Origin of the sequence: Acinetobacter sp. ANC 3882 (assembly GCF_022549545.1) — a bacterium.
Taxonomy (GTDB): Bacteria; Pseudomonadota; Gammaproteobacteria; order Pseudomonadales; family Moraxellaceae; genus Acinetobacter.
The window spans coordinates 1-20,739 of the sequence record NZ_JAKZGB010000006.1 but is presented as its reverse complement, the minus strand read 5'-3'; the positions used below and the strand labels follow the sequence as shown (position 1 = coordinate 20,739).

20 protein-coding genes, 2 tRNA genes and 1 other RNA gene are annotated in these 20,739 nt (G+C 41.1%); 15 read left to right on the top strand and 8 right to left on the bottom strand.

The annotated features are described in order from the left end of the window. Positions 1 to 47: 47 nt before the first annotated feature. Positions 48 to 1,331, top strand: coding sequence for a glutamyl-tRNA reductase (hemA, locus tag MMO42_RS12100; protein WP_241320697.1), 1,284 nt, complete (start codon positions 48 to 50; stop codon positions 1,329 to 1,331). A gap of 3 nt (positions 1,332 to 1,334) precedes the next feature. On the opposite strand, the gene MMO42_RS12095 is transcribed toward hemA, so the two are convergent. Both MMO42_RS12095 and MMO42_RS12090 read right to left on the bottom strand, forming a co-directional pair. Continuing rightward, on the bottom strand, positions 1,335 to 3,221 hold the full coding sequence (locus MMO42_RS12095; protein ID WP_241320696.1) for a CHC2 zinc finger domain-containing protein: 1,887 nt from the start codon (positions 3,219 to 3,221) through the stop codon (positions 1,335 to 1,337). Positions 3,222 to 3,349: 128 nt separating this feature from the next. Next, a complete protein-coding gene (locus tag MMO42_RS12090; RefSeq protein WP_241320695.1) occupies positions 3,350 to 4,450 on the bottom strand; it encodes an outer membrane protein assembly factor BamD in 1,101 nt (366 codons plus the stop codon). Positions 4,451 to 4,521: 71 nt separating this feature from the next. On the opposite strand from MMO42_RS12090, the gene rluD reads away from it, so the two are divergent. The 3 genes from rluD to MMO42_RS12075 all read left to right on the top strand — a co-directional run bounded on the left by rluD (position 4,522) and on the right by MMO42_RS12075 (position 7,040). Next, complete coding sequence (gene rluD, locus MMO42_RS12085) at positions 4,522 to 5,571, top strand: 23S rRNA pseudouridine(1911/1915/1917) synthase RluD (protein ID WP_032863082.1); 1,050 nt, start codon at positions 4,522 to 4,524, stop codon at positions 5,569 to 5,571. A 73-nt stretch (positions 5,572 to 5,644) separates the two neighbouring features. Further along, positions 5,645 to 6,385: a peptidoglycan editing factor PgeF gene (pgeF, locus tag MMO42_RS12080; protein ID WP_241320694.1), complete on the top strand. Its 741-nt coding sequence runs from the start codon at positions 5,645 to 5,647 to the stop codon at positions 6,383 to 6,385. Between the two features lie 82 nt (positions 6,386 to 6,467). After that, complete coding sequence (locus MMO42_RS12075; RefSeq protein ID WP_241320693.1) at positions 6,468 to 7,040, top strand: flavodoxin family protein; 573 nt, start codon at positions 6,468 to 6,470, stop codon at positions 7,038 to 7,040. A gap of 39 nt (positions 7,041 to 7,079) precedes the next feature. On the opposite strand, the gene smpB is transcribed toward MMO42_RS12075, so the two are convergent. After that, positions 7,080 to 7,556 (bottom strand): SsrA-binding protein SmpB, encoded by a 477-nt coding sequence (smpB, locus tag MMO42_RS12070; RefSeq protein ID WP_005292233.1) that lies wholly within the window; start codon positions 7,554 to 7,556, stop codon positions 7,080 to 7,082. Positions 7,557 to 7,685: 129 nt separating this feature from the next. On the opposite strand from smpB, the gene coaD reads away from it, so the two are divergent. The 5 genes from coaD (at position 7,686) to MMO42_RS12045 (ending at position 9,301) form a co-directional block, all read left to right on the top strand. After that, a complete protein-coding gene (gene coaD / locus MMO42_RS12065) occupies positions 7,686 to 8,177 on the top strand; it encodes a pantetheine-phosphate adenylyltransferase (RefSeq protein ID WP_005292235.1) in 492 nt (163 codons plus the stop codon). Position 8,178: 1 nt separating this feature from the next. Continuing rightward, the gene (locus tag MMO42_RS12060) at positions 8,179 to 8,442 is read left to right on the top strand and encodes a YfhL family 4Fe-4S dicluster ferredoxin (protein ID WP_004805118.1); all 264 of its coding nucleotides are present in this window, start codon (positions 8,179 to 8,181) and stop codon (positions 8,440 to 8,442) included. Between the two features lie 26 nt (positions 8,443 to 8,468). After that, positions 8,469 to 8,824, top strand: an RNA gene (rnpB, locus tag MMO42_RS12055) — RNase P RNA component class A. A gap of 62 nt (positions 8,825 to 8,886) precedes the next feature. Further along, a tRNA-Met gene (locus MMO42_RS12050) sits at positions 8,887 to 8,963 on the top strand. Between the two features lie 261 nt (positions 8,964 to 9,224). Then, positions 9,225 to 9,301: transfer RNA gene (locus MMO42_RS12045), tRNA-Met, on the top strand. Between the two features lie 112 nt (positions 9,302 to 9,413). Here MMO42_RS12045 and MMO42_RS12040 read toward each other — a convergent pair. Both MMO42_RS12040 and MMO42_RS12035 read right to left on the bottom strand, forming a co-directional pair. Further along, positions 9,414 to 10,445 (bottom strand): hypothetical protein, encoded by a 1,032-nt coding sequence (locus MMO42_RS12040; RefSeq protein ID WP_005292237.1) that lies wholly within the window; start codon positions 10,443 to 10,445, stop codon positions 9,414 to 9,416. After that, a complete protein-coding gene (locus tag MMO42_RS12035) occupies positions 10,438 to 12,063 on the bottom strand; it encodes an NAD+ synthase (protein WP_241320692.1) in 1,626 nt (541 codons plus the stop codon). Before MMO42_RS12035 ends, MMO42_RS12040 begins: the two co-directional genes overlap by 8 nt. 866 nt (positions 12,064 to 12,929) lie before the next feature. On the opposite strand from MMO42_RS12035, the gene MMO42_RS12030 reads away from it, so the two are divergent. Continuing rightward, positions 12,930 to 13,091, top strand: a complete 162-nt coding sequence (locus MMO42_RS12030; RefSeq protein ID WP_005292241.1) for a hypothetical protein — start codon at positions 12,930 to 12,932, stop codon at positions 13,089 to 13,091. A 56-nt stretch (positions 13,092 to 13,147) separates the two neighbouring features. Here the strand turns inward: MMO42_RS12030 and MMO42_RS12025 are convergent, their stop codons facing one another. The 3 genes from MMO42_RS12025 to MMO42_RS12015 are packed head-to-tail and all read right to left on the bottom strand — an operon-like array spanning position 13,148 to position 15,424. Beyond that, complete coding sequence (locus tag MMO42_RS12025; RefSeq protein WP_241320691.1) at positions 13,148 to 13,663, bottom strand: hypothetical protein; 516 nt, start codon at positions 13,661 to 13,663, stop codon at positions 13,148 to 13,150. A gap of 60 nt (positions 13,664 to 13,723) precedes the next feature. Beyond that, the gene (gene hemJ, locus MMO42_RS12020; RefSeq protein WP_241320690.1) at positions 13,724 to 14,176 is read right to left on the bottom strand and encodes a protoporphyrinogen oxidase HemJ; all 453 of its coding nucleotides are present in this window, start codon (positions 14,174 to 14,176) and stop codon (positions 13,724 to 13,726) included. Positions 14,177 to 14,194: 18 nt separating this feature from the next. Continuing rightward, positions 14,195 to 15,424 carry a beta-ketoacyl synthase N-terminal-like domain-containing protein gene (locus tag MMO42_RS12015; RefSeq protein ID WP_005292245.1) on the bottom strand — a complete coding sequence of 410 codons (1,230 nt, stop codon included), beginning with the start codon at positions 15,422 to 15,424 and terminating at the stop codon, positions 14,195 to 14,197. Between the two features lie 291 nt (positions 15,425 to 15,715). On the opposite strand from MMO42_RS12015, the gene MMO42_RS12010 reads away from it, so the two are divergent. The 5 genes from MMO42_RS12010 to MMO42_RS11990 all read left to right on the top strand — a co-directional run. Further along, entirely contained in the window at positions 15,716 to 17,059 is a 1,344-nt protein-coding gene (locus MMO42_RS12010) for an EcsC family protein (protein WP_241320689.1), read from the top strand. A 160-nt stretch (positions 17,060 to 17,219) separates the two neighbouring features. Then, on the top strand, positions 17,220 to 17,594 hold the full coding sequence (gene rpsL, locus MMO42_RS12005; RefSeq protein WP_004648013.1) for a 30S ribosomal protein S12: 375 nt from the start codon (positions 17,220 to 17,222) through the stop codon (positions 17,592 to 17,594). A 159-nt stretch (positions 17,595 to 17,753) separates the two neighbouring features. Further along, positions 17,754 to 18,224 carry a 30S ribosomal protein S7 gene (gene rpsG, locus MMO42_RS12000; RefSeq protein ID WP_003653285.1) on the top strand — a complete coding sequence of 157 codons (471 nt, stop codon included), beginning with the start codon at positions 17,754 to 17,756 and terminating at the stop codon, positions 18,222 to 18,224. A 177-nt stretch (positions 18,225 to 18,401) separates the two neighbouring features. Further along, positions 18,402 to 20,540 carry an elongation factor G gene (fusA, locus tag MMO42_RS11995; protein ID WP_241320688.1) on the top strand — a complete coding sequence of 713 codons (2,139 nt, stop codon included), beginning with the start codon at positions 18,402 to 18,404 and terminating at the stop codon, positions 20,538 to 20,540. A gap of 92 nt (positions 20,541 to 20,632) precedes the next feature. Beyond that, positions 20,633 to 20,739: GTP-binding protein (locus tag MMO42_RS11990; protein ID WP_017396788.1), on the top strand; the 107-nt coding region annotated here is incomplete at its 3' end.

The window sequence follows — 20,739 nt, the reverse complement described above, 5'->3', positions numbered from 1 at the left end:
CACCGATGTTGCACAATAACATAAATTTAGCGAAATGATGATCTGATATGTCTTTCTTTGCATTGGGCGTCAACCATCAAACAGCTTCTGTTGAACTTCGTGAACAAATCGCTTTCAATGCAGAGCGATTAGCTGCGCTATTGCTTGAACAAAACCAACGTTCATCATTGAATGATATGGTGGTTGTGTCGACCTGCAATCGCACCGAAGTGTATGCCATGACAGAGGATGCAGATAGCGTTCTGAATTGGCTGGCCCAAGTGAATAATATTGATGTAAAACAGTTAATTCATCATGTTTATCGTTACGAGAACGCCCAAGCTGTTACACATTTAATGCGTGTTGCCAGTGGTTTAGACTCATTGATGTTGGGTGAGCCACAGATTTTAGGGCAAGTTAAAAGTGCATTAGCGCTCTCTAAAGATGCAGAAACTGTTTCGCCCGAATTGAATAGTGTTTTTGAATATGCATTTTATGCGGCAAAACGGGTTCGCTCTGAGACGTCTGTTGGAAGTCATGCCGTTTCAATGGGTTATGCCGTTGCACAGTTGGCATTGCAAGTTTTTAGTCGCCCTGAAAAGTTAACCGTCATGGTGGTTGCAGCAGGTGAGATGAATAGTCTTGTTGCCAAGCATTTAGCAGAAATGGGTGTTGCCAAAATCATGATTTGTAACCGTAGTCGTGAGCGGGCAGATCTTCTTGCACATGAAATTGCACATCAAGTCGATGTAGAAATTATTCCATTTGCAGAGCTTGCACAAAATTTGCATAGAGCTGATGTTGTTTCCAGTTGTACAGGTAGTTTGCATCAAGTGATCGGATATGCTGACGTTAAAGTCGCTTTAAAGAAACGCCGTTACCAACAAATGTTATTGGTCGATTTAGCGGTTCCACGTGATATTGACCCAAAAGTTGAATCGTTGGATAACGTCTATTTGTATGGCGTTGACGATTTGCAAAGCGTGATTGATGAAAATTTAGCACAACGTCGTCAGGCTGCGGTTGAAGCTGAAATCATGGTCAATCAATTGGCAACCCAATTGATGACGCAACAAAAAGTAAAAGAGGCGAGCGGTACGATTCAGGCTTATCGCCAGCATAGTGAAGAAGTGAGCCAAAAAGAGTTGTCGCATGCGCTTGAGTCTTTGCAGCACGGAAATTCTGCTGAACAAGTACTGCAAGAGTTTGCACATCGTTTGACGCAAAAGCTGATGCATCCAACTTCTATTTTATTAAGAGAAGCGGCAAAAGCTGAAAATCCAGATTACTTTGAATGGCTGCAACAACATCTTCAAGATGTGTTTGAGCATGAGCGTAAGCCGAGACAGTAATTTTTAAGACAATAAGCGCAAGCTAATCTGCTTAGTGAGTTCATTCAGCTGTTGGCGTAAATTGCGCGACTCGATTAAAGAAATGGGCGATTTCAGCTTTAAGCGTAAATATTTTTCTTGTAATCCTAAAGCATATTCCTTGGCAAGTTTGTCTGCAATTTCAGGTGCTTGTGTTAAAGATTGGATGTTGGTACGTTGCATAATATCAGCCAACTCATGGCTAAAACTGCTACATGCACCAAGTACATAATAGGTCGCTAGTTCCTGATCATCAGGTAAATCATCAAACACAATATTCAGTGCAGCTAAAATTTTCGCCAATAATTCATTTTGATCAATCACTGCACGTAATTCTTCAAAATGAATATACAGGAACGGGTGATGCATCAAAATTGCCACCGCAAAATCTTCATCTTTGGTATGAATGTTAAAAGATAAAGACGCATCATGACTGATCTGAGGGGTAAAGCGTTTGCCGAGACCGAGTTTTTCGCGGAAAGATTGCGTGAGCAAATAACGAAATGAACCATGCTTCGGTAACAATTCCGTCAATTCACGTAGTTCACCCATCACCAAGCTTTTGCCTTCAGGAGAGCTAATATCATGCTGTCCTGTCAAATGTGCGAACACAAAGTCTGATAATAGTGGCGCTTGCTGTAATAGTTTTTGGAAATTTTCTAAGCCTTCACGACGGATCAGCGAGTCAGGATCGTGTTCATTGGGTAGCACAAAGAATTTTAATTCACGACCATCATTGAGCAGCGGCAGCGCAATTTCTAAAGTACGTCGTGCTGCTTTTTGCCCCGCGGCATCACCATCAAATGCAATTGTGATCCGAGAATTTTGTTTAAATAGCGTGGTTAAATGATCTGCGTTACTGGCTGTTCCGAGTGTCGCGACTGCACCATTGATGCCATATTGCTGTAAGGCAATCACGTCCATATAACCTTCAACCATGAACCAGTCATTGGCCTTAAGTTTACGGCCTTCATATAGGCCATAGAGCAATTGATTTTTATGGAAGACTTCGGAATCAGGGGAGTTGATGTATTTGGGTTTGATTTCATCGTTTAAGGCACGACCGCCAAAGCCAACGACACGACCTTTATGATCACGGATTGGAAAGATCACGCGCTCGCGCAATAAGTCAAAATCTCGACCGCTATCACTGGAACGAATAAGACCGATTTGTTTTAAACCTTCAATATCTTGTGGAAAGGCTTTTTCTAAATGTTGCCAATCTTCAGGCGCGTAACCTAAACGCCAAAATTGAATGGTTTGTGCAGATAAACCACGCTGTTTGAAATAGTGTTGTGCTTTCTGGCTATTGGGCAATTGACGTTCATAAAACTGGGCAACATTTTCCAACAGGTCATAAAGGTTGCCTTCTTGTACTTGTTCTTCAATGTTAAATGAAGGATCAAATTGTGCAAAAGGATCATCCATAAAGCGATCCATATCGACAAAATGATCGTCCAGTGCTTCATGGATCGATTGGGCAGGTGCGGTTGGTTGTTCTTGTTTTGGCGGTGTTGTTTGTGGAGCTGCGGCTTGTTGTGGGCTGCGCTTATAAGAAAGTTTTTTATTGTCGTGATTATCTTTTGGTAATTCGACGCCTGTCTGATTAGACAAATCTTTCATCACGTCGACAAAGTTACGACTATCAATGTCCATCAAAAAACGAATGGCATTACCGTTGGCTTGGCAGCCGAAACAATGATAGTACTGTTTATCTCGATAAACATGGAATGAGGGTGACTTTTCCTGATGGAAAGGGCAGCAGCCAGAATAGGTTCGCCCAGTCTTTTTTAACTTCACACGTTGACCGATCAAATCGACAATGTCGGTTCGATCTAAAATTTGATCAATCGTATGTTGTGGAATTGCCATGCGCGTTTAACCATCTCAAACAGGGGGAGAACATCCTTGCTCGGCAAAAATGTCAGAAATCATTGTTGCATAAAATGAAAAACAGGCAAGGGAATACTTGCCTGTTTGGTGTATCAGAAGATTGCAGATTATTTTGCAGCATCATCCTCAGCTGTTTTTTCAGCTTCAGGCTTATCTAACAGACCAAAGCTTAAACGGTTTTTCCAACTTGGTTTATTTTCCGTTGTCGCTGCAGGTGCTTCGGGCGCTGCGACAGGCGCAGGTGCTGCTTGTTCAGTTACAGGTTTATCCAACAAACCAAGACTTAAACGATTGGTTAAGCTACGTTGTTCGGTATCGCTTTTCGCTTCATCTTTAACTTGATTGGTTTTTGATTCACGACCAAGTAAGCCTAGTGTTGCACGGTTAACCCAACTTCCTTCTTTACGTGCTGCACGTAAATTCACTTCGCCATTCGATTTGACCAAGTTCGGATAGTTCAGTTTTAAAATATCAATATATTGTTGCGAGGTCGCTTTGTCACCAAGCTGTTGATAGCTATAGGCCAAAGTCGCTAATGCCTCAGGTGTTTGCGGCGTCTGTGGATAATGTTCAATCACCCATTGTGCACGTTCTGCAGCAGCAAGCCATGCTTTACGCTGAATGTTGAAACGTGCTGCATTCATCTCACTTTCTGCAAGTTCTTGACCAATAAACTTCATGCGTTGTGCCGCATCTACTGAATATTGGCTACTTGGGAAACGACGAATCAGCTCAACAAAATTTTGATATGCCACTTTCACATAGCTGACATCACGGTGTGATTGCTGTAAAGAGGTATAACGAATCAAGCTGTCGTAATTTTGTTCCATGTTGGCTACGCCACGAACATAGTAAGCGTAATCGACATTTGGATGCTGCGGATTTAAACGAATGAAACGATCTGCAAGTGCAATTGTGCCTTCATAATCTTTTTGTTTGAATTTCGCGTAGAGAAGCTCAAGTTGAGCTTGTTGTGTATATTGCCCAGTCGGATAGTAGGTATCTAAAGCTTCAAGTGACTTTACTGCATCAGTATATTGATTACGATCAAGCGATTTTTGTGCTTTTTCGAAATAAACTTGTTCACTTGATTGTGGTCCTTTATCCACCACTTCTTTCTTACTTGGATTGCTGCTACAGCCCACAAATGCAGATGCTACACCTAAAGAAAGTGCAAGCACCGTAATTTTATAACGTGGTAGCGACATAAAAACTCCTCTGTTATTCTGGGCAATGAGCTACAATGGTGCTATTAAACCATTTTTGTACCGATCATCAAATGACTTCAGCACAATCTTCCAATTCAAACATCTCTGAAACAGATTTCTTACTCGAAGATTCTGTCGATGCAGATAATCATAATTCTGACTCAACTGCAACACGTTTATCGTTGCAAATTCAACTTGATGAAGACTATTTAGGCCAACGCATAGATCAGGTTGCCGCATTGGTCTGGAGCGACTTTTCACGCGAGAAACTCAAGCAATGGATGAAAGACGGGCATCTGTTGGTAAATGGTAACATTGTTAAACCCAAGTACCGTTGTGAAGGTAATGAGCTGCTCACGCTTGAAGTTGAACTTGAAGCACAAACCTCGAGCCAGCCAGAAAATATTCCTTTAAATATTGTCTATGAAGATGACGATATTATTGTGATCAATAAAGAAGTGGGGATGGTGGTTCATCCAGGCGCGGGAAATCCAACTGGAACCTTGGTTAATGCCTTACTTTATCACGCCCCAAAATTGGCAGAGCTGTCTCGTGCAGGTTTGGTGCATCGTATTGATAAAGACACCAGTGGTTTATTGGTGGTTGCAAAAAACTTGGAAGCACAATTTTCTCTGAGCAAGCAATTGGCCAAGAAAACTGTTTATCGTGTTTATGATCTGGTTGTTTATGGCAATGTCATTGCAGGCGGCACTATTGACGAACCGATTAAGCGTCATCCTGTAGATCGTATCAAAATGGCGATCTTACCGGGCGGGCGTGATGCAGTAACGCACTATAATGTGAAAGAACGCTTCCGTGACTTTACCCGTATTCAGGCTCAGCTAGAAACTGGCCGTACGCATCAAATCCGTGTGCATTTTAGCTATCTTGGGCATGGCTTGGTTGGTGATCCAGTCTATGTCAATCGTGTTCGTTTCCCAGCAGGTGCATCAGAAACATTAACTGATATGCTGCGCAGCTTTAAACGTCAAGCATTACATGCCGCCAAACTTGGGTTGGTGCATCCACGTACGGGTGAAGAGATGATGTTTGAAGCACCTTGGCCTGAAGATTTTACTCAGTTGCTTGAGGTGTTACGCAGCGAAAATGAAGCCTATTAAGTAAAGTTCCTTTTTTAATAAAGGGTGACATACTCAGCTCCTCCCTTTGAAACGGGAGGTTGGAAGGAATTTTATGCAATTTGTACAAGGTCTACCTCAGGGTATTTATGTCGGTCAAACACGGATTGAACATCCTCAAAGCATTGCAACACTGAATCAAAACCTGTCTGGGTTTAATTTGGCTTTGCATGTGAATGATGATGCGCAGCGTGTTCAGCAGCATCGGATGGTCTTGTTGAATCAGTTTGCTGCATTTGGTGTAGATAAAATGACCTGGATGACACAAACCCATAGCACGATTTGTCATACTGTGAATGAACAGATTCCATTTATTGCCCTTGAAGGCGATGGTTTAGTGACGCAACGTGCTGGCCATGCCTTAATGATGATGACAGCAGACTGTCTGCCCGTGGTATTGGGTAATCATGAGGGAACTGAGGTCGCTAATCTACATGCAGGTTGGCGTGGCTTGGCCAATGGAATCATTGAAAATACAGTTGCTGAAATGAAATCTAAACCAACTTGGGCATGGTTGGGTGCTGCGATTAGTCAGCCGTGTTTTGAGGTTGGAGCAGAAGTCAAAACAGCATTTTGTGAAAAATATCCTGAGCTCGACACTGCTTTTATTGCTGGTCAGGTTGAGGGTAAATATCAAGCTGATCTTTATGCGATTGCTCGCTTTATTTTAAAACATTTGGGTGTCGAAACTGTTTTAGGTGGAGATCAATGCTCATATCAACAAGCCGAAGACTATTTCTCTTATCGCCGTGATGCAAAAACAGGGCGAATGGCAACTTTTGTATTTATGCAATAAATTGCATTCGTTGCGTTGTTGATTCGCCATGTCGTAGTGAAAATGTTAAACTTGATCTAATTCATTGGTTTTAAAATTCTCCATGTCTGTTATTGAGCAAATTACTCCTCAAGTTAAAGTTTGTGTGGTTTATCATAGTCCTTATGGGCATACCGCCAAAGTTGCACAATATATTACTCAAGGTGCCGAGCAGGCAGGCGCAGAAGTGCATCTCATTTCTGTGGCTGCGCCACAATGGGATCTATTGGACCAAGCAGATGTGATTGTTATCGGTTGCCCAACCTATATGGGCAGTCTGACAGCCGCATTGAAACAGTTCATGGAAGACTCGTCTAAACGTTGGTTAGCGCGGACATGGCAAGGCAAATTGGCGGCAGGTTTTACCAATGGCGGCGGTCTCAGTGGAGACAAATTGGCGGTATTGCAGCAAATTAACTTATTTGCGATGCAACATGGCATGTTGTGGGCTGGTTTACCATTTATGCCGACGGGAAGAAGTTCGTTAGATATTAACCGTATGTCGAGCTTTCTAGGCTTAATGACTCAGTCAGATAATGCCAGCGTTGAAATTACCCCACCAGAAGGTGATTTGGAAACAGCACGTAAGTTCGGGAAATATTTAGCAGAATTAAGATTAACGCATGTCTCTGTTTAATCTTGAATAAAAAAAACCTCCAATCATTGGAGGTTTTTTTTATTTGTGCAGCAGGCGAGATTTATCACGTTGCCAGTCACGGTCTTTTTCTGTAGCACGCTTGTCATGTAATTGCTTACCTTTCACCAGTGCAATTTCCAACTTAACCAAACGGCCTTTCCAGTAACAAGCCAACGGCACACATGAATAACCTTTTTGATTGACTGCACCCAAAAGCTTTTCTAACTCACGACGAGAGAGCAGTAACTTACGCGTACGTGTTGCTTCTGGAACCACATGGGTTGATGCAGACAACAAAGGCTGAATTTGTGAGCCCAATAAAAAAGCTTCGCCATTTTTAAAAATTACATAGCTTTCTGTGAGCGTCATACGTCCCGCACGTAGAGACTTTACTTCCCAACCTTGTAAGGACATGCCTGCTTCAAATTTTTCTTCGATAAAGTAATCGTGACGCGCTCTTTTGTTTTGAGCAATCGTGCCACCATTATGTTTTTTTACAACTGTTGCTTGCGCCATAATCTAAACTTCCACAATTACAGCTATTGTGCCGTAAAACGCAACCTTTTTCCAATGTTTAGGAATTTCGCGTTTAGGCCGAAGATTTGTTAAAATACGCGTCTTATCTCATTAACTAGAGTACAACGCATGTCTAAAACACGTGTGATTTATCCGGGGACTTTCGATCCAATTACCAATGGACATGTTGATTTGGTTGCAAGAGCATCAAAAATGTTTGATGAAGTTGTGGTTGCAATTGCGATTGGTCATCATAAAAATCCTGTGTTTAGTTTAGAAGAGCGTGTTGAATTAGCTAAAGCATCACTCAGTCATTTGACCAATGTTGAATTTGTTGGCTTTGATGGTTTGTTGGTCAATTTCTTCCGTGAACAGCGTGCAACAGCAGTACTACGTGGTTTAAGAGCAATTTCAGATTTTGAATATGAGTTTCAATTGGCGAATATGAACCGTCAACTTGACCCACATTTTGAATCGGTATTTTTAACTCCCTCTGAGCAATATTCATTTATCTCATCGACATTGGTAAGAGAAATTGCTCGTTTACAAGGTGATGTGACTAAATTTGTGCCTGCCGTTGTGGTTGAGGCCTTTGAACGTAAACATCAACAAGGTTGGTAGCGTGTCTTTATATATTACAGATGAATGCATTAACTGTGATGTCTGTGAACCTGTATGTCCGAATGAAGCCATTTATATGGGTGAGCTGATTTATGAGATTGATCCTGCACTCTGTACAGAATGCATTGGTCATCATGATCAGCCACAGTGTCAGTTGTTTTGTCCGGTTGATTGTATTCCGCTCGATCCTCAACATGTCGAATCGCATGATGACCTGATGGCGAAATACAAAAAATTAACTGGGCAAAAAAATGCGAGCAATTAACGCTTAAGTTTGATAAGATGCGCCACGAAGTGGGCCGGACGGTCGCTGCTGTGGAGGTCTCCGTGACTGAAACAGGGGAGGAAAGTCCGGGCTTCATAGGGCAAGGTGCCAGGTAACGCCTGGGCGGCGAAAGCCGACGGCAAGTGCAGCAGAGAGTAGACCGCCTCATTCGTGAGGTAAGGGTGAAAGGGTGCGGTAAGAGCGCACCGCGTGTCTGGTAACAGTTCACGGCAAGGTAAACCCCACCAGAAGCAAGACCAAATAGGAATCCTGAGGCACGGCCCGTGCTGGATTCGGGTAGGTCGCTTGAGCGTATGAGTGATTGTACGCCTAGAGGAATGATCGTCCTCGACAGAACCCGGCTTACAGGCCCACTTCAAAGATTTTTTGAAAATTGTGCTTGACGTGTGTAGCGAAAGTTAAGATAATGCGCCCACAGTTTTCGGCTATGTAGCTCAGTTGGTTAGAGCACCGCACTCATAATGCGGGGGTCACAAGTTCAAGTCTCGTCATAGCCACCATTTTATAGACCACGCTCCTGCGTGGTCTCTTTTTATCTGCAGTTTTTATCATCTTCAAAAAAGCTTTGTGCCTCTTTACATCATTCAGTTCTGAACAATGACAGCGTTTATCTTGATTCAATTTTTAATTTTGTGAGTAGATTTGCTGAAAAGTGATCAATTGATGGTTAATAGCATAAAAACTGTTCATATGTTCTATATTTTCAAGATCATAGACTTGACCCGTAATGCTGAACACTAGATAATGCGCGCACAGTTTACGGCTATGTAGCTCAGTTGGTTAGAGCACCGCACTCATAATGCGGGGGTCACAAGTTCAAGTCTCGTCATAGCCACCATTTTAAAAACCACGCTCCTGCGTGGTTTCTTTTTATCTGCGTGATATGTAAAAATAATAGATCAGATGTGCAAAAGCCTGTAAATAAGTCATTTATTTACAGGCTTTATTGTTTATAGATGTTTTTCGATTGTGGCGAGCGTCTGGGCGCTTTCATAGAAAGGTTTTAAAATTAAAGTGATGATCGGTTCCAGTACATCATGCTCATCTAATGCAACGACGGCTTTTGGATAAAAACGCACCGCTTCATTGAGTAAATCTGTTTCTTCTATACCGATTGCAGCAAAAACATCTTCCAGACTTTCATCTTTATAGAAGTCATAAAAGACTTTTACACCGTATAAGATCAAATCTTGTATGAAAGAGGATTGACGCAATTCTTTCCAATACTCATAAATCATCACAAAGAATTCTTCCACATCCAGTGGTGTGACTTGTTTGGTATATTCAGATAACGGTTTGGCTTTGTTATCGTCCCAAACATTGCGTGCAAGGCTCTCTAAATCGTCATTTGAAAGCAAACTGAGATCGACCAATTGTTCTTGTATGAAGCGGGCGATACTCTCTTCAATTTTCTGCTCAATGCGTTGCTGCTGGCGATGAGAAAAGCTTTTTAATTTGTGTTGCCACTCATATTTACTCTCAGAAATTCGCTCTTCATCGGACTGAGTAAATAGTTTTGGCAGTTTGTTTTGCAAAGTTGTGGTCGCAATGTATTGGCACAACTGTTGAATAGAAGGGCTTTCTTTTAAAAATTGATTCAAATAATGGCGAATATTTTCAAGTTCCAAAAATTTGGATAACCACATTTCAAATTGGTGGTCTGAAAATATATCTTGTAACTGAGCTGATGATTGCAGCGAGAATACATGCAGTCTTTGTGCAATTTCCCCAATAAACTCTAATAAACCTGCACCAAGCTGCATTTCAAAAGCATAGCGCTTTACCACAGCTTGGATTTGCTCTAATTCCACCACTTCTTTGAGTTGGATATTGGGTGCATGTTGGAGGAAAAGCTGAATAAATTGCTGGAAAAAATCAGCAGAAAGTTGAGTGGTGAGTTGGTGTTTATAAAATGCAACTTGCTCAAGCATAAGTGCTTGAGCAAGTAATTGTGACTTTTCAGAAACAATTTTTTCAGTCATTCGCGGTCCATCCGTTGACGATCGGGTAGCGTCGCTCACGACTGAAGGCACGTGAACTAATACGTGGTCCAATCGCGCCCTGACGACGCTTGTATTCATTGCGATCAACCAAACGAATCACTTTTTCTACGACAGCGGCTTCATAGCCTTTGCCGATGATGTCTGCTTGGCTGAGATCTTCTTCAATATAAGCATATAAGATAGCATCAAGTACATCATAAGCAGGGAGTGAGTCTTGATCTTTTTGATCAGGACGGAGTTCTGCTGATGGTGGACGAGTAATGACACGCTCAGGAATCACAGGTGTTTCATCTAGCGTGTTACGGTATTTCGCTAACTCAAACACAATGGTTTTATAGACATCTTTGAGAACTGAGAAGCCACCAACCATGTCGCCATAAAGGGTACAATAACCAACTGAAATCTCAGACTTGTTACCAGTAGAGAGTACGAGGTTACCAAACTTATTGGATAAGCCCATGAGCAGGGTACCACGAGTACGCGCTTGTAAGTTTTCTTCCGTTGCATCCGCTGGTGTGTTGCCAAAGAATGGGAACAAGGTCTGCATGAAGCTATTTACAATTGGGTGAATCTCGGCAATACCGAAGGTAACACCCATACGACGTGCTTGTTCAGTTGCATCTTCTACACTCATTTGTGAGGTGTAGGTGTATGGCATCATCACGGCTTGGACTTTATCGGCCCCAATGGCATCAACTGCAATCGCCATTGTTAACGCAGAATCGATCCCGCCTGATAATCCTAAAATTACTCCTGGGAAGCCTGAACGCTGTACATAGTCACGTGTTGCCATTACCAAAGCTTGATAAATTTCAGCAAAGGTTTCTAAAGCAGGTGTTGCATCTGCGGTTTTAAATTGTTTTTGTTCAGCATCAAATTCAGCAATCGCAATCGACTCTTGGAAACTTGGCACTTGTAATACCAGTTGTCCATTATTGCTGCTGACAAAACTTGAACCATCAAAAATAAGATCGTCTTGCCCACCGACTTGGTTCACATAAACGATATTTAGACTTAATTGTTTAGCAAGCTCATTTAAGGTTTGAATACGGTGCTGTGGTTTACCTACTTCATAAGGAGAAGCATTTAAGACCAGAACCGTTTCAACATTCAGTTGGCTGAGTTGCTTCACAGTATTCAGTGACCACACATCTTCGCAAATCAAGACACCAAACTTGTGCCCTAAATATTCAAAAACCAGATGTTGATGGCCTTCTTGGAAGTAGCGTTTTTCATCAAATACACCATAATTTGGCAAGTTGTGTTTGTTATAAACACCTAAAACTTGTCCATCTTTCATCACAGCAGCGGAATTATAACGATGGCCGTCTTCAGTTTGGTGCACAAAACCAAACACCATGAGGATATCTTTTACTTCACTTAACTGAGCAAACGCTTTTTGAGTACGTTTTTGTAGGTTTGGGCGAAGTATTAAGTCTTCAGCAGGGTAACCTAATGTAGAAAGTTCAGGGAAGATGATCAAATCAGCCTGTTGTTGTTTCGCTAAATTTGCTTGCTCAACCATCTTTTGAGTATTTGCATCAATATTGCCAATATGCGGAGAGAATTGAGCAAGGGCAATTTTAAAATTTTTCATTCAAACCTAATCCTAAGTCTTAACAAGTTATGATATACAAGTTTTTGATTTATATAAGTATAGTTATTAAAAACAAGTGTATATCATGGCGCCAAACATTTTATATCTTAAACAAAAATTACAAGTTTACTAATATATACTAAATGCACATTTTTCTGCGTAAAAATAACAAGTTTTTCTGTATAAAACAGCAACATTTCTCAATGTTTGCGTGATTATGGTGCATGATTGTGAATAAATTGAATAGAGTCACATAAAGTTTTTTTCATGTCATTTTCGCATCTTGCTGTGACACATCAATTACAGCATGCAAAAACAATAAAAAATTTGAGTAAAAAGAATCACTTTTGGTTTGTTGCGCATACTATCTGAAAAAATAGAACAGTTGTGCTTTTTTATAAAGCAATTATTTTCAATAGCTTGATCGGTTGTTGTGTGTTTTTTATACCGTTCATCGGGAATATCTTTGCGACACTTGAGTGTACATTTGTGCACTGCTATTATCCCAATTAATGTGAACGGATGTGCACTTTGATACTCATCAAGTGTACCCAAGCACGTAAAATGAAGAGGTAACAACAATGTCAGTTTTATTATTTCCTGTAATTGCATTTGGTTTAGCTGTAGTGGTTGGTCGTGTGGGTACAGTGATGTTCCAAGAAAAAGATCAATAAGTGTAATTGATCATTAAATTTTGATTCATTTTTGATGAGGTAACGAATGATGTCAGTTTTATTATTTCCAGTTATTGCTTTTGGTTTAGCTGTCGTTGTTGGTCGTATTGGAACAGTAATGTTCCGTGAACAAGATCAACAAGCTTAAGCTGATTTATTAAATAGTCATTTTAAATAAAGAGGTGCGAAATTATGACTTCAACGATTTTATTGCCTGTAATCGCCTTAGCTTTAGCTATTGGTGTCGGGCGTATTGGTACCATTGTTAAGGATGCGATGCGTGTAGATTTTACGACTGATATGGATGATAGTCATGAGCTTAAAACTGAAACTCAAAAAGGCACGACTGCATAATTTTTCTTGCAAAATGCTTACTTAAAAAGCCCTGTAGTTGAAACTTACAGGGCTTTTTATTTTTCTAGAATAATGTTGGGGATTTTGTGGAAAAACACATCTCGTGCAATATCACCTTGTTGTTCGATGTTATAACTCGAAAAGGCTTTGTTTTTGATAAATTGATATCGATATGGATTGTATTGCTTAAAGCTGAGGTAATAGCCCGCTTGAAGTATTGCGCCTTTAACAATGACATTGGTTCCTTGCTGATACTGTAGAATATGCGCCAACTCATGAATAAAGATTCCTTGTAGGGACATTGAGCATATTGAATAGTCAGGACGGAAATATTTCTGATGTACAAATAAGTTGCCGTTCGGTGCCATAAAAATATTGGCAGGTTGCCAAGGTAGATAGGGGATATTAAAAATCTTTATTTGTGCATAATCGATGAGTTCGCCAAAGACCGAGCGAGCAATTTTGATTTCGCCAGACGTCAATCCCCGATATTGAAATTGATTCATTTTGAGATAAAAAATTAAGCTAGAAATCAATCGCGCTTTTAATTGGTATATAAATGATTTGATCATCTGAAATTCAAGCGTGAAAAAAACATAAGTTATTTTTATTTTAGAATAAAAAAACCTCAGTTAAAACTGAGGTTTTACCACCACTAAGATGACTACGGCAAATAAGATCAGGGTCGGCATTTCATTAAAAAAACGCCAGAACTTATGTGATTTATAGTGGGCATTGCCAATCAGCTTTTTACGGTAATAACCGCAAACAAAATGGTAAATCACCAATAGGCCAACCAAACCGACTTTAAGGTAGAACCATAAGGCTTCATGATAATGTCGGGTTGCATCACCCCAATCAACGAGAAAGTGAGCCGTAATGAGTGTGGCAATCATAGACGGCCACATGATACCTCGATACAACTTACGTTCCATGACTTCAAAGCGTTGATGACTTACCGCATCATCACTCATGGCATGGTAGACATAAAGGCGTGGCAAGTAGAACAATGCAGCGAACCAACAAACCACGGCAATAATATGTAATGCTTTTACCCACAAGAAAGCATCAGAAGGTGCATCCATCGATAATCCTACGCAGGATTATGCATCCCACTTCTTGAAAATAAGGCAGGCGTTTACACCGCCAAAGCCAAAACTGTTACTCATGACAGTATTCAGTTTTGCATCACGTTTTTCAAGTACAATATCGAAACCTTGCGCGCCTTCATCCAGCTCAGTCACGTTGATGTTTGGTGCAATAAAGTCATTTTGCATCATTAACACAGAATAAATCGCTTCCTGAACACCCGCAGCACCTAAGCTGTGACCCGTCATTGATTTGGTTGAACTGAGTGGCGGAACTTGTCCTTCACCAAATGCACGTTCCATTGCTTTAAGTTCGGTCACGTCACCTGCTGGTGTTGATGTACCATGTGTGTTGACATAGTCAATACTTTCTACGCCGTGCTGTTTTGCCTCATCCAGTGCCATGATGATACAGCGTGTCGCGCCTTCACCACTTGGGGCAACCATGTCTGCACCATCACTGTTTGCAGCATAGCCAATCACTTCAGCTAAAATATTCGCACCACGTGCTTGCGCATGTTCAAGTGACTCAAGCACCACGAAACCACCACCGCCTGCAATAACGAAACCGTCACGGTCTTTTGAATATGGACGTGATGCAGTTTCTGGGCTGTCATTATATTTTGAACACAATGCACCCATGGCATCAAACAACAAGCTTTGAGACCAGTGATCTTCTTCGCCACCGCCAGCAAGCATTAAATCTTGTTTACCCAATTGAATCAGGTTATAGGCATAACCAATGGCATCGGCAGAAGTTGCACATGCGCTGGTAATCGAGTGTGCAACGCCTTGAAGTTTTAACGCAACCCCGACATTGGCTGTAATCGTGTTACTCATATTACGAGGAACAAAAAATGGACCGACTTTACGTGCGCCTTTTTCTTCTAAAAGTTTAACCATTTCGACAACTGATGCAGTTGAGTTACCACCTGAACCACCCGCAATCCCATAACGAGGATTATTTGCTAAATCTTCTTGTTTCAGCCCTGCATGTTCTACGGCTGCAATTGCGGTGTTGTAGGCATACATGGCACATACGCCCATAAAGCGTTTAACTTTGCGGTCAATCCCGTCAAAATCTTGTGCAGCTGCTGCGCTGACATGGCTTTTAAAATTCAGTTCGGCATAAGTCGGATTAAAACGTGTTCCTGAGATTCCATTTTTTAAAGAATGAGTGACCTCTTCTAAAGAGTTACCGATACATGAGTTAATGCCCATACCAGTGATTACAACACGTTTCATTTACAGATCCCTTTTATGGTAATACTTAAGCCCTGTGCATCTCGCTATGAATACAAATCAGGAGAAAAATAACGATTAAAATGGCTTATGAGTGAATGACACCATGATAGCAGAAAGGTTTTTTATTTCTTATGGCAAATCTTATGCCTATTTCCAGTTGTGTAAATATTCGTAAATATTCGCGATGTTGTGACGAAACGTAAAGAAAGAACACAGATAAAAGTTGAGATAAATCTGCATTCAACCTAGTATTTACCTAGAAATGCACAGATTACACAACAGAGGTACTTGATGACAAAATCTAAAAACAAGCAATCTTCAGGTTTATTTGCACAAGCCTTTGGAGTGGCTAAAAAGCTCAGTTCAGAATTACAGAAATTTCAAGTTGCCCCAACTACATCGGGTGCAGAACTTGCAAATTCATCCAATATGGTTGAAGGAAAAGCACGTTTCAAAAGTCCATTTGAGGTGGAAAAATATGAAAATCCTCAACAAATGCTGCGTCAACAATTTCCAAAACTATCGCATCAATTATTAGGTCGTCATTATAATCGAGTGAATAGTGTGGCCTCTTTTGTATCGCCAGATTTAGGTGATAAGGTCTCAGACTATTTATTTCAGTGGTTAAATGAATTTAGTTCGAATAGTTCCCTGACTGAAAAAATCCTTGAGGAAGCAGGGGTGAAAGATATTATGGAACTGACCACAGATACAGGGCGTTCACAGCGCTTGAGTCAGGCTTTGATCGAACAAAACAAATTATTAGCTGCTGCGCAAGGTGCAATTACAGGTGCAACGGGTGTTTGGGGTGCTGCAATCGATATCCCAGCATCTATTGTTTTGACCTTGAGAACAATTTATCAAACGGGCCGTTCACATGGGTTTGATTTATCTGAAAATGCTGACCAAGAAATCGTTGCATTTATCTTTAAAGAAATTGATTTGAGTCTGGTTGCTGAAAAACAAACTTTGTTGGTCGCGTTAAAAGCTTTGAAAGCTATGTTGGAAACGCATGATTTGCAACAGTTTCAGCAATTGTTAGGTTCGAATAATGATATTGAGTTGGTAAAAAAATGGCTGGTGGATGAAAGTGGTCAGTTTAAATGGAACTGGCTCAATCGTATTCCTCAAGCTTCAGTGATTGGTAAATTGACGCCAATTGCAGGTGCAGCACTGGGTGGTTTCTATAGTTGGAGACTGTTAGAAGATGTTGGACATAAATCGCAATCGATTTTTGGTGCAGCACGCTTTTATATGAATGAATATCCGAATGAAGAGATTTCGCCGCTAGAAGCATATTTTAAAGCAGAAGCATTATTGAAGAAGGCGAGTCCACGGTTATTAAGTTCTACAGCAGTTGAAAATAATAAGACCTCATTAGATGAACCCAATGATGTGATTACCAATGTAACCGTTAAAACCAAAGACAACACAACACCAACAGTCGCTGTAGATGACAAGGTTGAAGCTGGAATTCAACAACTTGCTGAACAGCATGTGGTTGAGCATCCTTATGCAGAGCAACAGCCTGCATTAAAGGTGCAGCAAGATGAAAATTTTGAGGATGCTGAAACAGAAATCACTGCTGAGCAAAAATCAATTGATATAGAGCCAGCCTCAACAAAACATAGCTAAATGTGGGTGTGGTGTTTTAGGTATTAAAAACACAACAAACTTCAGAAATGGTCGACACTTGAAATGTTGACCATTTTTACTTCTTAGCTTACAATTATGTGCCCTTAAAAAGAGGTTCTTTTCTTTTTTTAAGGTTGTTTAATAACGGGAGAATTGCCAAATGGCAACAACAAATCAGTTGATCCGTAAGGGTCGTACAACTTTGATTGAAAAATCTAAAGTTCCTGCGTTGAAGGCTTGTCCACAACGTCGTGGTGTATGTACACGTGTTTATACTACTACACCTAAAAAACCTAACTCAGCAATGCGTAAGGTTTGCCGTGTTCGCTTAACTTCAGGTTTTGAAGTTTCTAGCTATATCGGTGGTGAAGGTCATAACCTACAAGAGCACAGTGTTGTTCTTATCCGTGGTGGTCGTGTTAAAGACTTACCAGGTGTACGTTACCATACCGTTCGTGGTTCTTTAGACTGTGCTGGCGTTAAAGATCGTAACCAGTCACGTTCTAAATATGGTACTAAGCGTCCTAAGAAGTAATTCTAGGAAACTAGTCCAAAAAACCCTTTAGCGTTTCGCTTGTTTGAATTCTTCATAGTTTTGTAATTCAAGCGACGTATAGTAAGGCCAGCGAAAGTACATGACACTCGTACAAACTGCTGGATTATCCTGAAGTGTCATATTATTAGGTGTATTAAAATGCCAAGACGTCGCGTAGTCGCTGCTCGTGAGATCCTTCCAGATCCAAAATTTAGCAGCCAAACAATCGCTAAATTCATGAACCACGTAATGCAAGATGGTAAAAAATCTGTTGCTGAAGGTATCGTTTACGGTGCTTTAGAACGTGTTCAAGAAAAAAATAAAGTAGACCCAGTTGAATTTTTCGAGACTACTCTTGAAAAAGTTCGTCCTATGGTTGAAGTAAAAGCACGCCGTGTTGGTGGTGCTACTTATCAAGTACCTATGGAAGTACGCCCATCCCGTCGTACTGCTTTAGCTATGCGTTGGTTAGTAGATGCTGCTGCTAAGCGTTCTGAAAAAACGATGGCTTTACGTCTTGCTGGTGAGTTGCTTGATGCAGCTGAAGGTAAAGGTTCTGCGATCAAAAAACGTGAAGACGTGCATCGTATGGCTGAAGCCAACAAAGCCTTCTCTCACTACCGTTTCTAAGCGGATAAAACAGTCCCTAATCAGGAGAATATTCATGCGTACCGCAGCTCGATTCAACATCGCTCTCTATCAAAGTGGGGGCTTTGCGGGTATTTAAGTTGCCTGCTTGGATATTCGTGCGCATCAATTTAATTGATGCGTCCTGTTTTAAAAATAACATTTAGGAATGTAGACATCATGGCTCGCCAAACCCCGATTAGTAATTACCGTAACATCGGTATTTCTGCGCACATCGACGCAGGTAAAACAACTACAACAGAACGTATTTTGTTCTACACAGGTGTATCTCACAAAATTGGTGAAGTACACGATGGTGCAGCAACAATGGACTGGATGGAACAAGAGCAAGAGCGTGGTATTACAATTACCTCTGCTGCAACAACTTGTTTCTGGTCAGGTATGAGTAGCCAATTCCCACAACACCGTATCAACGTAATCGATACACCGGGACACGTAGACTTCACAATCGAAGTTGAACGTTCTATGCGTGTTCTTGATGGTGCGTGCATGGTTTACTGTGCAGTTGGTGGCGTACAACCTCAGTCTGAAACTGTATGGCGTCAAGCGAACAAATATAAAGTGCCTCGTTTAGCATTCGTGAACAAGATGGACCGTACTGGTGCAAACTTCTTCCGTGCTGTTGAGCAAGTTAAAACTCGTCTAGGCGGTAATCCTGTTCCTATCGTTGTGCCAATTGGTGCAGAAGATACGTTTGCAGGTGTTGTTGACCTCATCGAAATGAAAGCGATTATCTGGGATGAAGCATCTCAAGGTATGAAGTTCGAATACGGTGATATTCCTGCTGACCTCGTTGATACAGCTAACGAATGGCGTACTAAGATGGTTGAAGCTGCGGCTGAAGCATCTGAAGAGTTAATGGACAAGTACCTAGAAGAAGGCGATCTTTCTAAAGAAGAAATCATCGCTGGTTTACGTACTCGTACTTTGGCGTCTGAAATCCAAGTTATGCTTTGTGGTTCAGCGTTCAAGAACAAAGGTGTTCAACGTATGTTGGATGCTGTAATTCAATTCTTGCCTTCTCCAACAGAAGTTAAAGCAATTGAAGGTATTCTTGACGACAAAGATGAAACTAAAGCATCTCGTGAAGCATCTGACGAAGCTCCGTTCTCTGCACTTGCGTTCAAAATCATGAACGATAAGTTCGTAGGTAACTTAACATTCGTACGTGTTTACTCTGGTGTTCTTAAACAAGGTGATCCGGTTTATAACCCAGTTAAATCTAAGCGTGAACGTATTGGTCGTATCGTGCAAATGCATGCGAACGAACGTCAAGATCTTGATGAAATCCGTGCAGGTGATATCGCAGCGTGTGTAGGTCTTAAAGACGTTACTACGGGTGATACATTATGTGATGAGAAAAACATCATTACACTTGAGCGTATGGAATTCCCAGAGCCAGTAATTTCATTGGCTGTTGAACCAAAAACTAAAGCTGACCAAGAAAAAATGTCAATTGCTTTAGGCCGTTTGGCGAAAGAAGATCCATCGTTCCGCGTTCGTACAGATGAAGAATCTGGTCAAACAATTATTGCTGGTATGGGTGAGCTTCACCTTGACATCATCGTTGACCGTATGAAGCGTGAATTCGGTGTTGAAGCGAACATTGGTAAACCAATGGTTGCTTACCGTGAAACGATCAAAAAGTCTGTTGAACAAGAAGGTAAGTTTGTTCGTCAAACAGGTGGTAAAGGTAAATTCGGTCATGTATATGTTCGTTTAGAACCTATGGATGTTGAAGAAGCTGGTAAAGAATACCTATTCGCTGAAGAAGTTGTCGGCGGTACTGTACCTAAAGAATTCTTTGGTGCGGTTGACAAAGGTATTCAAGAACGTATGAAGAATGGTGTATTGGCTGGTTACCCTGTTGTGGGTATCAAAGCGACATTATTCGATGGTTCTTACCACGATGTCGACTCTGATGAATTGTCGTTCAAAATGGCAGGTTCATACGCTTTCCGTGACGGTTTCATGAAAGCGGATCCTATCCTTCTTGAACCAATCATGAAAGTTGAAGTAGAAACTCCAGAAGACTACATGGGCGATATCATGGGTGACTTAAACCGTCGTCGTGGTATGGTTCAAGGTATGGATGATCTTCCTGGTGGAACTAAAGCAATTAAAGCAGAAGTTCCATTGGCTGAGATGTTTGGTTACGCGACTCAAATGCGTTCTATGTCTCAAGGTCGTGCGACTTATTCTATGGAATTCGCTAAATACGCTGAAACACCACGTAACGTGGCTGAAGGCATCATCGCTAAGTTCCAGACTGGCGGTAAAAAAGGTGACGACGAGTAATCTTTCGATTACTATATTACCCAACTAAATTTAGTTAAAAAACCAAGTGCTCATGGGCGACCCTCATGAGCAGTTTATAAAGGAAGATCATCATGGCTAAAGCCAAGTTTGAACGTAATAAACCACACGTAAACGTGGGTACAATTGGTCACGTTGACCATGGTAAAACAACTTTAACTGCTGCGATTGCAACTATTTG

Excerpts from the sequence above, each read along its gene's own strand:
- hemA (WP_241320697.1), top strand. The coding sequence starts at position 48 with ATGTCTTTCTTTGCATTGGGCGTCAACCATCAAACAGCTTCTGTTGAA.
- MMO42_RS12095 (WP_241320696.1), bottom strand. The coding sequence starts at position 3,221 with ATGGCAATTCCACAACATACGATTGATCAAATTTTAGATCGAACCGAC.
- MMO42_RS12090 (WP_241320695.1), bottom strand. The coding sequence starts at position 4,450 with ATGTCGCTACCACGTTATAAAATTACGGTGCTTGCACTTTCTTTAGGT.
- rluD (WP_032863082.1), top strand. The coding sequence starts at position 4,522 with ATGACTTCAGCACAATCTTCCAATTCAAACATCTCTGAAACAGATTTC.
- pgeF (WP_241320694.1), top strand. The coding sequence starts at position 5,645 with ATGCAATTTGTACAAGGTCTACCTCAGGGTATTTATGTCGGTCAAACA.
- MMO42_RS12075 (WP_241320693.1), top strand. The coding sequence starts at position 6,468 with ATGTCTGTTATTGAGCAAATTACTCCTCAAGTTAAAGTTTGTGTGGTT.
- smpB (WP_005292233.1), bottom strand. The coding sequence starts at position 7,556 with ATGGCGCAAGCAACAGTTGTAAAAAAACATAATGGTGGCACGATTGCT.
- coaD (WP_005292235.1), top strand. The coding sequence starts at position 7,686 with ATGTCTAAAACACGTGTGATTTATCCGGGGACTTTCGATCCAATTACC.
- MMO42_RS12040 (WP_005292237.1), bottom strand. The coding sequence starts at position 10,445 with ATGACTGAAAAAATTGTTTCTGAAAAGTCACAATTACTTGCTCAAGCA.
- MMO42_RS12035 (WP_241320692.1), bottom strand. The coding sequence starts at position 12,063 with ATGAAAAATTTTAAAATTGCCCTTGCTCAATTCTCTCCGCATATTGGC.
- MMO42_RS12030 (WP_005292241.1), top strand. The coding sequence starts at position 12,930 with ATGACTTCAACGATTTTATTGCCTGTAATCGCCTTAGCTTTAGCTATT.
- MMO42_RS12025 (WP_241320691.1), bottom strand. The coding sequence starts at position 13,663 with ATGATCAAATCATTTATATACCAATTAAAAGCGCGATTGATTTCTAGC.
- hemJ (WP_241320690.1), bottom strand. The coding sequence starts at position 14,176 with ATGGATGCACCTTCTGATGCTTTCTTGTGGGTAAAAGCATTACATATT.
- MMO42_RS12015 (WP_005292245.1), bottom strand. The coding sequence starts at position 15,424 with ATGAAACGTGTTGTAATCACTGGTATGGGCATTAACTCATGTATCGGT.
- MMO42_RS12010 (WP_241320689.1), top strand. The coding sequence starts at position 15,716 with ATGACAAAATCTAAAAACAAGCAATCTTCAGGTTTATTTGCACAAGCC.
- rpsL (WP_004648013.1), top strand. The coding sequence starts at position 17,220 with ATGGCAACAACAAATCAGTTGATCCGTAAGGGTCGTACAACTTTGATT.
- rpsG (WP_003653285.1), top strand. The coding sequence starts at position 17,754 with ATGCCAAGACGTCGCGTAGTCGCTGCTCGTGAGATCCTTCCAGATCCA.
- fusA (WP_241320688.1), top strand. The coding sequence starts at position 18,402 with ATGGCTCGCCAAACCCCGATTAGTAATTACCGTAACATCGGTATTTCT.